Below are 14,764 nucleotides of genomic sequence, written 5' to 3' on the forward strand. Positions count from 1 at the left end.
GGCTATAGCAGCTAAACCCTCTGACACCAATCCCCTGATGAAATGATGGTATCGAGCATGCTACCGTCTTGATACAAGTATATCCAAGCTTCACCAAAAGGTGTCTCAATCTGCTCGCGTCGATATTCGACGGGCACGTCTTCGAGTTTATCCACCCTAGCCAGAGTCTCATCATCAATCAGGTACACTTCACCTAGAATCGTATCATGACCTTCGATTACTGCTGGATAGGTGCCCAAATCATACAAAGCGTAGTGCGGCGGTGTTTCAAAATGCCCCAAGCATTGGCTATCAGCCAAAAAATTATGGTTACTTTCGCCCTGACGTAGGGTTCCATACACAAAGAGTAAATGTTGCATCCTGCCACCTAACTTAATGATTAATTGAACTCAAACTGATACAGCAGATCGACAGCACTGTCCAGACCTGACATCGCCTCCACGTACAGATCCTGCATCAGACGATAACGCACCGTGAACTCACCCACTGAGTCAAAGATGCCAACACCATATTTAACCTGCAAACCCGGTAGAACATAACCACTGACCGTCACTTGCGAGTCATCACCAGAGCCCGCGGTGTCAACTTGCAAGTCCTGAACACCAAACGCTTCACCAATTTGACCCACGACACGACCACTTTGTGCCAGACTCAATCCTATCAGCGTGGTCGTCATTGAGTTGCCACCAGATTCACCATCAATATTCTGCCCACGTAGTAAGTAAGACAGTGCATTAGCCTGCGGCATCGCAGGTTCAGAGAAAATGGTCACACTTGGCTCATCAGCAGGCCCCGTCACCCTGACACCAGCCGTCACTTCATCCTGAGTATTGTCCGGATTTCGGATCGCGGTGATCTGGACATAAGGTTGGTCAACCGGGCCGTTCATCAGGATCTTACCTTGCTTAATCAAAAGGTCCTGACCGAAGGAACGGTACGAACCGTCAACAATGTTCACTTCTCCGGTTACAAATGGCCCTTTATCACGCTGAGCAACATTGAGGTTACCTGACAGTCCCCCCTCAAGACCAAACGCAGACAGCTTAAAATCATCCCCAATTTTGATATTGATGTTGGTCTGGACACTGAATGGAACACTGGCAGTTTCTTGCTCTGGCTCTAACTGATCGTTAAGAATCACCTGATCTTTAGACACCCCAATCGCACTTGGTGGCAATTCTTCTACCACTATCCGTCCCCAAGGCAGAGAGATGTTACCGTCAATGCGAGCCTGCTTAGGCGAAGCGGATATGGTCATGTCAGGCACCACCTTTATTTTTGCCATAGGTGGTACATCAACCAATAGCTCTTCGGCAAACACGCGCACATTGGTTTGCCAATCTTTCAGGTCTCGCCAGTCGGCATCGCCCGCAACTTCTAGTTTGCCATCAGGTGTATCGATCGCAGCGGCCAGCGTGGCATCGTAACCCGAGAAATTAACGGTCAATTTACCCGAATCAATCTCAACGGGAGTAATTTCACCTTTGAGCAAAATATCATCCACTACAAACTGACCTTGCACCTTAGGCTGCATGACTGGTCCTGAGAAAGTCAGTTCAGTGGCAATGTTTGATTTAAGCTTGCTGTAATCACCAAGAATAGGCGCAAGAAAGTCGAGGTTAAATGTGGTTAACCCAAGCCGCCCGTCGATTTGCTTATCTTTCGCTAGCACATCCGGAATATTCAGCTCACCTGAAATGTCTCCATTGTCAGCCACATCGAGCAGCCAATCAGCGTGTAAGGAATTTTCTGCCAGAGAAGCATTGAGCTTAAGTGACTCCCAGCCAAGGTGCACAGGTTGCTCATTATTTTGCGTGACCGACCCTTTTGGCATTTCTAACTTCATCACGACTTGCGGCGCTTGCTCTGGTGCCCATTTCGCCATCGCTGTGGCATTAACACCACCCTCTAATTTAATCGCTTGAGGCACAAACGCTTTAACCTGCTCAAAATCGAATTGTTTGATGGAAAGATGCGCTTCGCCACTTTGACCCGCGTTCACATCCTGATCGAGACAAATCGAAGCATCAGCTTGTAACCAACAATGGGCCGCAACGAAAGCTTGTTGTGAGTCGATGAGAAACTCTAACTGAGTCGGTTGATTCAAATTCCACGTACCTTGCTCTGAGGTCAATGACATGCGCTCTAACGCACCTTTCCACATCAACTCAGGCTTATCTTGCAACGCACCTTTAATCGCCAATTTCGTTGAGGCGATGTTTGACTCAAGATCCAGAGTCAATGCGTGCTGCTGTTGCTCGCCATCAAAATTTAATAACACTTTATCAATCAGATAATCTTGGTACTTGGCGTTGGCAACGTTGAGCTGCAATTCGCCGGAAGGTAAAGGCATTGGAGAGATCTGCCCTTGCAGCGAAACACCCTCTACCTGCACATCTTGCTGCCACTTAATAGCTTTCACATTGAGATCAACACCAACCAGAGGTTTATCCAGCTTACCAGTAAGCTTAATCTGACCTTGTGCACTGCCTTTTACATCAGGGACGGACTTAGCGATATCCGGAAAATCAACGGCTAGCTGCATGTTTAGGTTTTGTTCAACATCACCTTTTGCCGTCAGGTTATTCGGTCCATGAGATAGGACTAAGCGTGGCGTATCAATCTTGAGCTCACCAGTGCCCGCTTTATCGGAAGCAGACAGCGCACCTTCTATGTTCAGCGGGTAATCTCGCAAAATGCCGTCAATATCTAATGTTGGTAACTCAACCTGCCAACCACCTTGCTCTGTCAGTGAACCTGTAGTGGCTAATTTGCCGCTAATATTACCTTCCGCCTGCTGCCACTGTAGGCCCGGTTGAATGTCCTTCAGTGAAAGGTTTGCTGCCCAGTTAATCGGCGCTTGCCAATTGGCCATCACCGTACCACTCACCTCCCCACCTAAAGTTTGTATAGAGAGGGACTGAAGATCGATTTGGTTTAAATCCCCTTTGCCCTGTAGAGTCAGGTCAACATCAGGTATTTGCTTGCCTTTCAGAGCCGAATCGAGCTCAACACTGTAGCCGTTTAGCGAACCTTGAGTATGCAAGTTGCGTATTGTGGCAAAATAATCACCTTGCCCTTTCAACGGCCATTGAAGATCACCATCACGCAAAGTCAGTTCAAAAGGAAGTTCAGCATTTAGTGGCTGCAGTGCCGCTTCAAGATGTGCCTTCGCTAAACCACCGAAGTCTGCCTTTAGCGCCAAGTCAGCAACACTTCCGGTCGCATGCAGTTTGACTGTCTGTCCTTCCGCTATCTCCTGCTTCACTTTGGCATTCAGCTCCAGAACCAACGGATAGTCGTCTGCTAGGGTCACCGTTGTACTCAGATGACCTTCGACTTCAGGCATATCCAACTCAAGAGTATCAACCTTAACTTGGGAGCGGGCCGCACTCGCCTCCAACCCCAGATGGTTCACGACTACAGGAGTGGGTTGTTGCAGCTCAAAATCATTCACATCCAATCGCACTACTTCAATTTGCAGCGGTAAGGTAATGTTTGGTAAGGCTATCGGTGCGTTAGCATCCGTAGAAGGACTTGCAGCAGGGGCTGCTTCACTGGTATCACTTGGTGCCAGTGCGACGCGAATGGAGTCGAGCGCCGTTTTGTTGATTCGTAGACGATTGCCCTGAAACGCTAATCCAGTGGTGAAAGACTGCCAGTTGACCTGATTACCTAGAATATCCAGAGATATGTCGGTCAAGGCAACGCGTTTGACTTTAATGGGTACAGGCGCTGTCACTGGACCATTTTCTTCAGCCACAGGTTCACCCGGCGTTGCGGTGCTCTGCGGCAATTCCGGCATATCAAATTTAAGGCCATCTACCGCGAGTTCATCGACACAAACGCTAGGCTCTGTCAGGCAAGCAGCATTAACCGCCAACGTGATTGAGCGAGCCTGCACATCGACGTTAAATGAGTCATCTTTAAACACAACACCATTAAGTGTAAAGCGCGGAAAAATCGCCCCTGAATAGGACTCGACTTTCAACTGAGGCACAAACTTTTCTGCTCCCCACAGCACCAGTTTAAGCCCCGGAGTTGTAAACAGTACTGCCGCTAAGGCAATGGCAATCGCCACCAATAAGCTGATCAATGAGATAGACAGCCACTTAGACCATTTAAAAACAACCTTGGTCATAGTTCAGGCCCTAACGTGAAATGGATTTTAAATTCGTCACCCGGAGTGGCATCAAGGCCCCAGGCAAAATCAAGACGGATTGGACCCACAGGCGAGGCCCAGCGGACACCAAAACCAGTGCCACGTTTAAAGTCGGGGTTATCATTAAAAGCGTCACCGTAATCATAAAACACCGCCCCCCACCAGTTACCATACACTCGGTATTGATACTCTAAAGATGAGGTGGCGATGTATTTGGCACCCGTCAATGCGCCGCTGCTGTCTTTCGGGGAAATAGACTCATATCCATAACCACGCAAATTGTTGTCACCACCAGCGAAGAAGCGCAGTGACGGAGACAATTTATCAAAATCATCTGCTAAGTTAGCGCCTCCATCTAGACGCAAAATACCGCGATGGTTGCGCCCTGCACTACGGATCCATGACGTGCCCGCCTGGAGGCGCAGTACACGTGTTTCTGATATCAAGCTATCATCACCATATTCGATAGTCAGGCTTTGGCGATCCCCCCAGCGTGGCATCGCGCCACCACGAATACGACTACGACTGTATGTGATCCCGGGTAAAAGGAATTGCCCAGAGTCATCTTGCAGACCTTGCTCATAGTTTTCCAATAGGTAACGAACAAACACGGTTCTATGCCAACCATTGTCCAAGGCCCAATGCCGCTCCAGCGCAAGATTGGACTCGAGACTTTTCGTATCTCGATTGTCGACGTTTTTCATACCATAGCGAATGCGGTAGTACTCATTTAATGCATCTTCAAGCGGAATCCGATAGCCGGCCGTAATGGTCTGTTCTGGGTTAGAGAGAGAAAAACTGCTGTCAAAACTATGACCACGAGAGTTGACCCAAGGCTTCTTCCATTTCAGAGAGCCTCGAACGCCCACATCGGTAGAGTAACCAAGGCCGGTTTCCAACTTATTTTTTGCCTGTGGTGCCAAAGACACTTTCATTGGTAGCTCTCTGCTCTTGCCCAGCATAGACAAGTCTGGTTCCACAAATACCGATGAGAACCAGTCTGTGTTTGACAGGTTCTGGTTGTAAGCGCCGACCTCAGAAACCTGATAAGGGTCGCCTTGCTGATAAGGCGATAAAGAGTTAACCCGATCTTGTTCGATTTGACTGCCCGTGATCAGGTTCTCGCCAAACGAGTAACGTATGCCACTATCAAAATGAAGACGTATAAAGGCTTGATTGAGATCAGGTGCAACCTCAAGACGACTGGCGGTGAAATCGCCCTCAAAGTAGCCTTTCTGCAAAGCCAGATTGCGAATCCCAGACTTCAGGCCATCATACTGACTATGGTTGAGGATTTGGCCTTCCTTAAGGCCACTTTTGCGAATCAAGGCCTTAAATGATCGATCGTCGCTGGCCTCACCAGTGATTTGGATATCGACTTCTTTGATCGTGACGGGTTCACCCGGAGTGACTGTAACAATCAGCTCACTGTCTTCATCAACGATCTGAAAAGAAAAATCAGGATGGTAGTAGCCCAGCGCGTTGAGCGCTTCGGTCAGGCTCTTTTCTAATCGGGCTTGAAAACGAAGGCTGGTGTTATACTCTTCGGCAGGTATAGACGAAAGATAAGCGTCAACATTCTTTTCCAGTTCACCTGACAAGCCCTCGACGGACACATCGATCTCCTGTGCAAAAACAGGAAAACTGCTGAGAAGGAGAAGGGCTGGTAATGACTTTCTTATCATGTTCTATTTACTACCTCAAAATCGTAACGGAATAATAACGCCACTCATAAAATAAGTCTGTACGAAAACAGTCAATTAGGCGGTCTACTCTCAAGATTGTTAATTTAAGGATATTCACTATGCTCGACAAACAAACCATGATCACTGCTCAGCAGGCTTTGCCGGGGCGTGAGCAGCCACTAGCTATTGACGACACACACTTTGTCAATCAATCCAGTTTAACCGCACCACCTGCTGAAGGCTGCGAAGAAATCGTGTTCGGCATGGGATGTTTTTGGGGCGCAGAGCGTCTGTTTTGGCAACTTGAGGGCGTGATCAGTACTTCGGTGGGATACGCTGGTGGCTTTACACCTAACCCAACCTACGAAGAAGTCTGCTCAGGTCAGACAGGTCATACTGAAGTGGTGCGGATTGTTTTTGACCCTGCAGTCATTAGCCTTAACCAACTGCTGCAAAAATTTTGGGAGCGTCATAACCCAACTCAAGGAATGCGTCAGGGCAACGACTTAGGCACCCAGTACCGTTCTGCTATTTACGTGCATAGCGACGAACAATATCAGGCAGCAATACAATCAAGAGACGAATATCAAGCGTTGCTCGGACAAGAAACCTCGTCTATTACCACCGAAATCCTGCCTGCTGGTCGCTACTATTATGCGGAAAGCTACCATCAGCAGTATTTAGCCAAGAATCCAAATGGCTATTGTGGGTTAGGCGGCACTGGCGTGTGCTTCCCGCCAGAAAACTAAACGCTATAAAGCAAAAAGTCGCCCAATTGGGCGACTTTTTATTTTCCTACACAGGTAACACCGTAATGGCCTGATTGATTTCCTTGAAGGTATTCATTTTCTTTTTATCTTTTATGTCCGGCATCAGGACTTTACCGTTATCAAATCTAAACTCACCAATTCCTGAAATGACAAACTGTCCCTTGAATAACGTCTTAACAAAGCGTGCCACCTGACGTGGTCGATATTTCGTAAATTCGCGCAGCATAACTACCTCAATATCCATTTGCGATATGAACCTTTCCTTGGTTCAGCCTCTCTTCCTGATAGGCTTACAATACATCATACACATTAATCCAAGACCAACAAGAAGCAAGATCACAAATAAACAACAAATCATTAACACAATTGGTTTTCTTCAGCGACTGAGAATTTTTCGGTATATACTTTTTCCGCTTACTAAGAAGGAACAAAATAATGAAAAACAAGACTCTAATAGCTTTGGCAGTAGCATGCTCTCCCATGTTTGCACTGGCGCATAACATCACTGTCGGCCATGCAGTTCCGACCGTTGAAGTGGCCAGCTATGGTGAAATTATGGTCAAGGACAATGATACGACTTATCAACAATGGTCTTCTCAGGACATGTTAGGCAAGGTACGTGTGATCCAAGCCATCGCCGGACGCAGCAGTTCGAAAGAGCTGAATGCACCACTCATGTCAGCCATTACAGCGGCTAAATTCCCAGCGGAAAGCTACCAGACCACGTCCATCATTAACCAAGATGATGCTATCTGGGGAACAGGCTCGTTTGTAAAATCCTCAGCAGAAGACAGCAAAAAAGAATTCCCATGGTCTTCAATGGTACTTGATGAAGAGGGTGTGGTTGCCGGTGCTTGGGAACTTCAGGAAGAATCGTCTGCTATCGTAGTGCAAGACAAGCAAGGTAACGTCCTGTTTGTTAAAGAAGGCGCACTAAATAGTGACGAAATTCAACAGGTTCTGACCCTGATTAAAGATAATATCTAATCTCATTTGATCTTAGCGTTTCCCGAAGAGTTGTTATAACATAACAGCTCTTTTTTCGTATTGAATGAAACGCTGTGATTCCAACTCATCCTAATCTAACCAGACGCTCAGCCGCGCTTGCCTTGTGTGGCATTGTGCTGATGCTATGGATGGGTTTCGCCTACATCGACCACCAATACGATATCTCGTCTGCACATCACAGTGATCATCACTGCCAGCTATTCTCTTGCGCACAACACGGCATGAGCTATTTATCTCTGGCACTCATCGATACCTCATTACCAGATGTATTCGTCGTGCGGGATGATTACCACTTCTACCAGCAGCCAGCCTTTGCCTATCAAGCACGATCTCCCCCGATGAGATTGATCAGTTAACCCAGATTTTTTACGTGCTGTTTCATATCAATAGCCATATATTTTATCAAAACACTTTATTAGGATTCACAATGAACTCAATGACAAAAATTGCAACACTGGTTGGTCTTGCCCTAAGTACTACCGCTTTCGCTGAAGAAGGATTCCGTCAACACGAAGCTCACGTGCACGGCCACGTTGAGCTAAACATCGCTCAAGATGGTAAAGAGCTTCTAATGGAAATTACAGCTCCTGGTGCTGATGTTGTGGGCTTTGAACATGCTCCAAAAACAGCAGAACAAGAAAAAGCCCTAAAAGACGCAGTCACTAAACTAGAAAATGCAGATTCTATTTTCACTCTTGCATCAGCAGCAGGTTGTAAGGTTGAGCATCAGTCAGTAACCCACACATTAGGTGCTGACGACCACGACCACGACCACGACCACGACCACGACCACGACCACGACCACGAAAAGCATAACGAGCATCATGATGAGCACAAACACCACGATGACCATGATGATCACGAAGGTCACGAAGGTCACGAAGGTCACGAACACCATGATGAACATCAAGGTGGCCATGGCGAGTTTACTGTCGAATATCACTTCAAGTGTGACGACATCAACGCCCTTTCTTCTATCGATACACAATGGTTCAAGGCTTTCCCAACGACAGAATCTATCAGCGTTAACCTACTGACAGATAAAGTGCAAACAGCACTTGAACTGTCTGCAGACAACACTAAGATTTCGCTTTAAGTCTAAAAAGACCTGATAGCTTGTGGCTATCAGGTCTATTCGTTCAGGTTGATCCGATGGTAGAAAACAGAAGTAACAGCGTTGTTGAGCTGGAGCAGGTAACCTTTACTTGGCCCGGGAATCAAACTCCGACACTCGATATCAAACAACTGCATATCACTAAAGGCGAGCACCTCTTTATTAAAGGCCCCAGTGGCTGTGGCAAATCCACCTTACTCGGACTGCTTACTGGTATTAACACCACCAGCAGCGGTCAGTTACGTGTTTTAGGTCAAGATCTCAATCAAATGAAAGGTAGCCAGCGCGACAAGTTCCGTGCCGATCATATTGGCTATATATTTCAGCAATTTAATTTATTGCCCTATCTCAACGTGATTGAAAATGTCATCCTGCCCTGCCAGTTTTCCGCACAGCGCAAATCACAGGTCGATACATCGCTGGTTGAAGACGCCACTCAACTTCTGGAAAAACTTCATCTGCCTGCACATCTGATGGATAAACCTGTCGTAGAACTGAGTATTGGTCAGCAACAGCGTGTCGCAGCCGCTCGTGCTCTGATTGGCAAACCGGCTCTGATCATTGCCGATGAACCCACATCTTCGCTCGACTACGACAACCGCACCGCATTTATCGAGTTGCTCCTTGAGCAGGTCAATCAGGCTCAATCAACCCTGTTGTTTGTCAGCCATGATCCGACACTGGAAAGCCTGTTCGACCGTACCTTAAACCTTAATCAAATCAATCAGGCAGGAGCTCAACAATGACCCCAACATTTATGCTTGCCTGGAAGAGTGTCCGTAACCGCCGTGTCACTGCCATTCTGACCATATTAACCGTCGCTATTTCGGTCATCTTACTGCTGGGGGTAGAAAGAATCCGTACCCAATCCAAAAGCAGCTTTGCCAATACTATCTCAGGGACTGACCTGATCGTCGGTGGACGCTCTGGTCAAGTAAACTTGCTGCTCTACTCAGTGTTTCGCATCGGCAACGCCACCAATAACATTGACTGGAAGAGTTATCAGGAATTCAGCCATCATCGTTCTGTGAAGTGGGCGATCCCTATTTCACTCGGAGACTCACACAAAGGTTTCCGCGTGATGGGCACCAACCACAGCTATTTTGAGCACTATCGATATGGCAAAAAACAAAACATTGCCATCGCTGAGGGACGCGAATTTGAAGGTTTATTTGAGACCGTCATTGGCTCTGATGTCGCCCGCTCTCTGGGGTACAAGATAGGCACAGAAATCATTATTGCCCACGGCATCAGTGACGTTGGATTCAGTCGCCATGACAACCTGCCATTTAAAGTTGTTGGTATCCTAGCCCCGACAGGCACCCCGGTAGATAAAACCGTACATGTATCACTCGAGGCGATTGAGGCGATTCACGTTGGCTGGGAGTCTGGCGCCCACTTAGGTAATACACCAAGTGCTGAGCATCTTGAAAAACAGAACTTCCAGCCAAAACAAATCACTGCCATGCTTCTTGGCCTGAATTCTAAAATTCAGACTTTTGCTCTACAGCGCCAGATCAACACCTACCCTAAAGAGCCACTGAGTGCCATTATGCCGGGTGTTGCGCTGCACGAATTGTGGGGCATGATGTCAGTAGCAGAACAAGCCCTGATGGCGGTTTCAGTATTCGTCGTTATCGCCGGACTTCTGGGAATGTTGTCGAGTTTGCTGACTAGTTTGCAGGAACGACGTCGAGAGATGGCTATTCTAAGGGCGATGGGAGCGAGGCCACGGCATGTATTGTCGCTGTTAATTCTCGAAGCCAGTGCCTTAACCTTAGTTGGCTTAGCTGTGGGTGTAGTAGGTTTATATGCGCTATTGGCCACCGTTGCACCAGTAATTCAACAACAGTATGGAATTAATATTGAGATGGTAGCCATATCCCATTATGAGTGGATATTGCTTGCAGCTGTGCAGTTAGCAGGTACTGTAATCGGCTTTATTCCAGCGTTCCGTGCATACAGACAATCCCTTAGTGATGGGATGACAATTCGGGTTTAAACATGAAAAAGATAATCTTAGTCGTCATGCTAGCCATGAGCTTCATGACGCCCTCTCTGGTTAGTGCTAAAGAAGATATTCTCAAACTGGACTGGATCGATCTGATCCCGGAGAGTGAACGAAAACAGTTCGATTCGTACGGTATGCCAGTGACTGATCACTCTGGTCAGGCAGCCAAGCAATCCTTGGTGGGTAAGGTTCGCCAGGAACTCAACGGCAGTAAGGTTAAAATACCTGGCTTTGTCATTCCGTTAGAAGGGGATGAGGACAAAGTCACCGAATTCTTATTGGTGCCATACTTTGGTGCATGTATTCACGTGCCACCACCACCGCCGAACCAGATCATCTACGTGAAGTTCCCTAAAGGGGCGCCAGTGCAAGAGCTGTGGGATGTTATTTACGTGGTCGGTACGCTGAAAACGGAAACCATCAACCATGATCTGGCTGAAACAGGTTACGTTTTAGAAGGCACCGCTATCGAAGAGTACGATGACTACTAATATTGATTAACATAAAAGCAACCTGTTAATTATCCGCTTTTCTTTATATGTATCTAGAGAGATATACCAAGACGGCTAGATAAACCAGAAATAGTAGGGCAATTGACAGGTGCTTTTTCAGTTTATTCTCATTTAAAAACTTCATAAGCCCCTCAAAAACATCGATAACAATTTTAACAACTTATTATCATTTGGCATAGCGCCAATTTTCAAAGCTTGCTCACATAGTTCCTCTGGCAGCCAATCAGGTTAAGAGGTAAATTTAATAAATACGTTTAACACTTTGATGGGCAAGGAATTCACATGTCGGAAAAGCAAAAGCCAGTGGTTATAGAGCACGAGTCCAGCGCTGAATCACGGCATGAGAAAAAGCAAACCTATATCAAAGATAGTGCCAGCCGGGTGATGAACATTGCGCAAACCCATGGTTTGGATGCCTTATTACAAAAAGACTCACCAGAAAAAACCGCATTAGAACGCGCTCTCATTCGCGAGCGCCGTTACAAAGAGCAGAAACAGAAAAACCTCGAACAAATCCTTAAGCTCGCTCATCTGTCCTGTAAAGATGAAACCGCGGGCGACCCCGATCAGGATTGGCTACACCGCTTCTTCAATATGGCTCAGGAAGTACACAACTCCTCAATGCAGCGACTATGGGCACAAGTGTTAAAGCGCGAAGTCACTAACCCAGGCTCAACCTCAATGAAAGCGTTAAAGGTGCTACAGGATATGTCTCCAAAAGAAGCGCAGACGTTGCAGCGTGCCGCCTCTTTAGCGTGCAGTTTTGGTGGCGATACCAGTCGTAAGCTGTTGATTGGTTATCGGGCACAAGGAGGGATTTTCAGCTTCGGTAAGCGTAATATTACTGGCAATATCAACGTTGGTAATTTTCAGCTTCCCTACTCCAGCCTGTTGGTCTTATTTGAACTTGGCCTGATGCATGGTACTGAGTTGGAGTCAGGTGAAATTGAGCTCGATTCCCCTTTACCGCTTAACTATCAGGGCAAGCAGTTGTCACTTCAAGCGCACAGCAAAGGGGTTCGACTTCTCTACTACCGCTTTAGCCCAACTGGCAATGAATTGTGTAAGCTACTTGGAAACAAGCCAAACATGCAGTATTACGATCAGATGGTCGCTTTGCTCAGCCAGAAATTCACCGCGAGTACGGATACTAAATCTAGTATCGATACCACAGTATAAGAATTCAGATTAGTAGACCAATAAGATCGAATGTGATCTGACATCCCTCCAAAACAAAAACGCCAACCCGACAGGTTGGCGTTTTTACTTAGTTCGGATCAGCTTATGCTTTGTAAGCTTTGAATGCGTTAATCAGACCATTCGTTGAGCTGTCGTGAGAACTGATTTCCGACTCATCAGCTAACTCAGGTAGGATTTGGTTAGCCAATTGTTTACCTAACTCAACACCCCACTGATCGAAGCTGAAGATATTCCAGATAACACCTTGGACGAAGATCTTGTGCTCGTACATTGCAATCAGATTACCTAGCGTACGTGGTGTGATTTGCTTGACTAGGATCGAGTTAGTTGGTCGGTTACCTTCAAACACTTTGAATGGTGCTAGCGTCGCTGCTTCTTCTTCACTCTTACCTGCTTTGGCAAATTCCGCTTTAACTGTCTCTTCCGACTTACCAAAAGCAAGCGCTTCAGTTTGGGCAAAGAAGTTAGACATAAGCTTCTGGTGGTGATCGCCTGCAGGGTTATGACTGATAGCAGGTGCAATAAAGTCACAAGGGATCAGCTTAGTGCCTTGGTGAATCAGCTGGTAGAAAGCGTGCTGACCGTTAGTACCAGGCTCACCCCAGATAATTGGGCCTGTTTGGTAAGTCACTGCATTGCCGTCACGGTCAACGTACTTACCGTTAGACTCCATGTTGCCCTGTTGGAAGTAAGCTGCAAAACGATGCATGTACTGATCGTATGGAAGAATCGCTTCAGACTCAGCACCATGGAAGTTGTTGTACCACAGGCCCACCAGCGCTAGGATCACAGGGATATTGCTTTCTAGCTCAGTAGATGCAAAGTGGTTATCCATTTCATGAGCGCCATCTAGCAACTCAACAAAGTTGTCGTAACCTACCGCAAGGGCAATTGAAAGACCGATAGCTGACCATAGCGAGTAACGACCGCCAACCCAGTCCCAGAACTCGAACATGTTGTCGGTGTCGATACCAAACTCAGACACTGCTGGTGCGTTGGTAGAAAGCGCTGCGAAGTGCTTCGCTACGTGTGCTTCATCACCTGCTGACTCGAGGAACCAATCACGAGCACTGTGTGCATTGGTCATAGTCTCTTGTGTAGTAAACGTCTTAGACGCGACTAAGAATAGTGTCGTTTCTGGGTTTACTTTCTTAAGCGTCTCAACGATGTGTGTACCATCAACGTTCGAAACGAAATGTAGATTTAGGTGGTTTGTGTACGGAGCTAGAGCTTCAGTCACCATGTAAGGACCAAGATCAGAACCGCCGATACCAATATTCACGACATCAGTAATCGCTTTACCAGTGTAACCTTTCCACTCGCCGCCGATAACACGTTCAGTGAAAGACTTCATTTTTTCTAGCACGGCATTTACAGCAGGCATGACATCTTCGCCATCAACCATAACAGGAGTGTTACTACGGTTACGCAGTGCTGTGTGGAGTACGGCGCGGCCTTCAGTTTGGTTGATTGCTTCACCACTGAACATCGCTTCGATTGCTGCTTTAAGCTCAGTTTCGCCAGCTAATGCGAATAGGTGCTTCATAGTTTCTTCGTTGATTAGGTTCTTAGAGTAATCAACAAGAATGTCGCTACCGAAACGCGTAGAGAATTTGTCAAAACGCGCAGCGTCTTGAGCAAACAGCTCTTTAAGATCCATATCTTGAGCCGATTCGAAGTGCGCAGTCAGCGCGTTCCAAGCTGATGTTTGCGTTGGATTGATATTTTTCAACATGGTTACTATCCCGATGTTACAGTAGGTTTTATTCTACATTGGTTGGCTGGATAATAAGATAAACGACAGCCAGTAGAATCCCCGATTAAGCAAAAATAGTTCGGTTCTCGCATTGCAACAAGCAGCCAGAACTTTGTAATAAATTTTCAAGGTGCAATTATGAACCAGTGTGGCTGCACCATCATTGAGTTAAGTCACGTTAAGTGATTTAGTTACACTCAAACCCATGACTAGCTATTGGCACTCACCTTACCGCCTTAGGTTGAATTTGCCAAATAGATTATAGAGGATGCCATATGTGGGCTCAGAAGAGTATTCAATTGAGCGCGAGAAAACGCGGATTTCATCTCATCACCGATGAAATAGAACAACAAATTCCAGAAATAGCGGATTTTCCTGTCGGAATATTACAGTTATTTATCCAACATACTTCTGCAAGCCTGACCATTAACGAAAACGCCGACCCAACGGTGCGTCATGATATGGAAAAGCACTTTAACCAATTTGTACCGGAGCGTGCCCCTTAGCTTGATTCTCTTGATTCAAAAAAAATATCAACTAGCAATT

At 46.6% G+C, this 14,764-nt stretch carries 13 protein-coding genes and 1 pseudogene; 9 read left to right on the forward strand and 5 right to left on the reverse strand.

Features of this window, described 5'->3' with window-relative positions; translation table 11 throughout:
• Positions 1–11: 11 nt before the first annotated feature.
• The 3 genes from FIU99_RS14760 to FIU99_RS14770 are packed head-to-tail and all read right to left on the reverse strand — an operon-like array spanning position 12 to position 5,847.
• Complete coding sequence (locus FIU99_RS14760) at positions 12–359, reverse strand: gamma-glutamylcyclotransferase (protein WP_006958319.1); 348 nt, start codon at positions 357–359, stop codon at positions 12–14.
• A gap of 20 nt (positions 360–379) precedes the next feature.
• On the reverse strand, positions 380–4,141 hold the full coding sequence (locus FIU99_RS14765) for a translocation/assembly module TamB domain-containing protein (RefSeq protein ID WP_152472334.1): 3,762 nt from the start codon (positions 4,139–4,141) through the stop codon (positions 380–382).
• Positions 4,138–5,847: an autotransporter assembly complex family protein gene (locus FIU99_RS14770; protein WP_039951297.1), complete on the reverse strand. Its 1,710-nt coding sequence runs from the start codon at positions 5,845–5,847 to the stop codon at positions 4,138–4,140. Before FIU99_RS14770 ends, FIU99_RS14765 begins: the two co-directional genes overlap by 4 nt.
• Before the next feature lie 119 nt (positions 5,848–5,966).
• Between FIU99_RS14770 and msrA the strand changes: the two genes are divergently transcribed.
• On the forward strand, positions 5,967–6,596 hold the full coding sequence (msrA, locus tag FIU99_RS14775) for a peptide-methionine (S)-S-oxide reductase MsrA (RefSeq protein WP_006958322.1): 630 nt from the start codon (positions 5,967–5,969) through the stop codon (positions 6,594–6,596).
• Positions 6,597–6,642: 46 nt separating this feature from the next.
• Here msrA and FIU99_RS14780 read toward each other — a convergent pair whose 3' ends face one another.
• Positions 6,643–6,843 carry a DUF1107 domain-containing protein gene (locus FIU99_RS14780; RefSeq protein ID WP_029236268.1) on the reverse strand — a complete coding sequence of 67 codons (201 nt, stop codon included), beginning with the start codon at positions 6,841–6,843 and terminating at the stop codon, positions 6,643–6,645.
• A 209-nt stretch (positions 6,844–7,052) separates the two neighbouring features.
• Between FIU99_RS14780 and FIU99_RS14785 the strand changes: the two genes are divergently transcribed.
• From FIU99_RS14785 to FIU99_RS14815, 7 genes are all read left to right on the forward strand, one after another.
• Positions 7,053–7,604 (forward strand): YtfJ family protein, encoded by a 552-nt coding sequence (locus tag FIU99_RS14785; protein WP_152472335.1) that lies wholly within the window; start codon positions 7,053–7,055, stop codon positions 7,602–7,604.
• A gap of 74 nt (positions 7,605–7,678) precedes the next feature.
• Entirely contained in the window at positions 7,679–7,981 is a 303-nt protein-coding gene (locus tag FIU99_RS14790) for a DUF2607 family protein (RefSeq protein ID WP_050778591.1), read from the forward strand.
• A 71-nt stretch (positions 7,982–8,052) separates the two neighbouring features.
• Positions 8,053–8,721 (forward strand): DUF2796 domain-containing protein, encoded by a 669-nt coding sequence (locus tag FIU99_RS14795; protein WP_152472336.1) that lies wholly within the window; start codon positions 8,053–8,055, stop codon positions 8,719–8,721.
• Positions 8,722–8,777: 56 nt separating this feature from the next.
• Positions 8,778–9,485 carry an ABC transporter ATP-binding protein gene (locus FIU99_RS14800; protein ID WP_006958337.1) on the forward strand — a complete coding sequence of 236 codons (708 nt, stop codon included), beginning with the start codon at positions 8,778–8,780 and terminating at the stop codon, positions 9,483–9,485.
• Entirely contained in the window at positions 9,482–10,741 is a 1,260-nt protein-coding gene (locus FIU99_RS14805; protein ID WP_006958338.1) for an ABC transporter permease, read from the forward strand. The genes FIU99_RS14800 and FIU99_RS14805 overlap by 4 nt, the downstream gene beginning before the upstream one ends.
• A gap of 2 nt (positions 10,742–10,743) precedes the next feature.
• The gene (locus FIU99_RS14810; RefSeq protein WP_006958339.1) at positions 10,744–11,241 is read left to right on the forward strand and encodes a DUF3299 domain-containing protein; all 498 of its coding nucleotides are present in this window, start codon (positions 10,744–10,746) and stop codon (positions 11,239–11,241) included.
• A gap of 303 nt (positions 11,242–11,544) precedes the next feature.
• Positions 11,545–12,441, forward strand: a complete 897-nt coding sequence (locus FIU99_RS14815) for a TIGR03899 family protein (RefSeq protein WP_006958341.1) — start codon at positions 11,545–11,547, stop codon at positions 12,439–12,441.
• Positions 12,442–12,544: 103 nt separating this feature from the next.
• On the opposite strand, the gene pgi is transcribed toward FIU99_RS14815, so the two are convergent.
• Complete coding sequence (pgi, locus tag FIU99_RS14820) at positions 12,545–14,197, reverse strand: glucose-6-phosphate isomerase (protein ID WP_006958343.1); 1,653 nt, start codon at positions 14,195–14,197, stop codon at positions 12,545–12,547.
• Positions 14,198–14,493: 296 nt separating this feature from the next.
• Here pgi and FIU99_RS14825 point away from each other — a divergent pair.
• A pseudogene (locus FIU99_RS14825) lies at positions 14,494–14,721 on the forward strand (secondary thiamine-phosphate synthase enzyme YjbQ); the annotation flags it as partial.
• Between the last annotated feature and the right edge of the window lie 43 nt (positions 14,722–14,764).

Source organism: Vibrio sp. THAF64 (assembly GCF_009363455.1).
Lineage (GTDB): Bacteria > Pseudomonadota > Gammaproteobacteria > Enterobacterales > Vibrionaceae > Vibrio > Vibrio coralliilyticus.

Coding starts and splice junctions, on each gene's coding strand:
- FIU99_RS14780 (WP_029236268.1), bottom strand. CDS start 6,843: ATGCTGCGCGAATTTACGAAATATCGACCACGTCAGGTGGCACGCTTT.
- FIU99_RS14765 (WP_152472334.1), bottom strand. CDS start 4,141: ATGACCAAGGTTGTTTTTAAATGGTCTAAGTGGCTGTCTATCTCATTG.
- FIU99_RS14810 (WP_006958339.1), top strand. CDS start 10,744: ATGAAAAAGATAATCTTAGTCGTCATGCTAGCCATGAGCTTCATGACG.
- FIU99_RS14795 (WP_152472336.1), top strand. CDS start 8,053: ATGAACTCAATGACAAAAATTGCAACACTGGTTGGTCTTGCCCTAAGT.
- FIU99_RS14760 (WP_006958319.1), bottom strand. CDS start 359: ATGCAACATTTACTCTTTGTGTATGGAACCCTACGTCAGGGCGAAAGT.
- FIU99_RS14785 (WP_152472335.1), top strand. CDS start 7,053: ATGAAAAACAAGACTCTAATAGCTTTGGCAGTAGCATGCTCTCCCATG.
- FIU99_RS14815 (WP_006958341.1), top strand. CDS start 11,545: ATGTCGGAAAAGCAAAAGCCAGTGGTTATAGAGCACGAGTCCAGCGCT.
- msrA (WP_006958322.1), top strand. CDS start 5,967: ATGCTCGACAAACAAACCATGATCACTGCTCAGCAGGCTTTGCCGGGG.
- FIU99_RS14800 (WP_006958337.1), top strand. CDS start 8,778: ATGGTAGAAAACAGAAGTAACAGCGTTGTTGAGCTGGAGCAGGTAACC.
- pgi (WP_006958343.1), bottom strand. CDS start 14,197: ATGTTGAAAAATATCAATCCAACGCAAACATCAGCTTGGAACGCGCTG.
- FIU99_RS14770 (WP_039951297.1), bottom strand. CDS start 5,847: ATGATAAGAAAGTCATTACCAGCCCTTCTCCTTCTCAGCAGTTTTCCT.
- FIU99_RS14805 (WP_006958338.1), top strand. CDS start 9,482: ATGACCCCAACATTTATGCTTGCCTGGAAGAGTGTCCGTAACCGCCGT.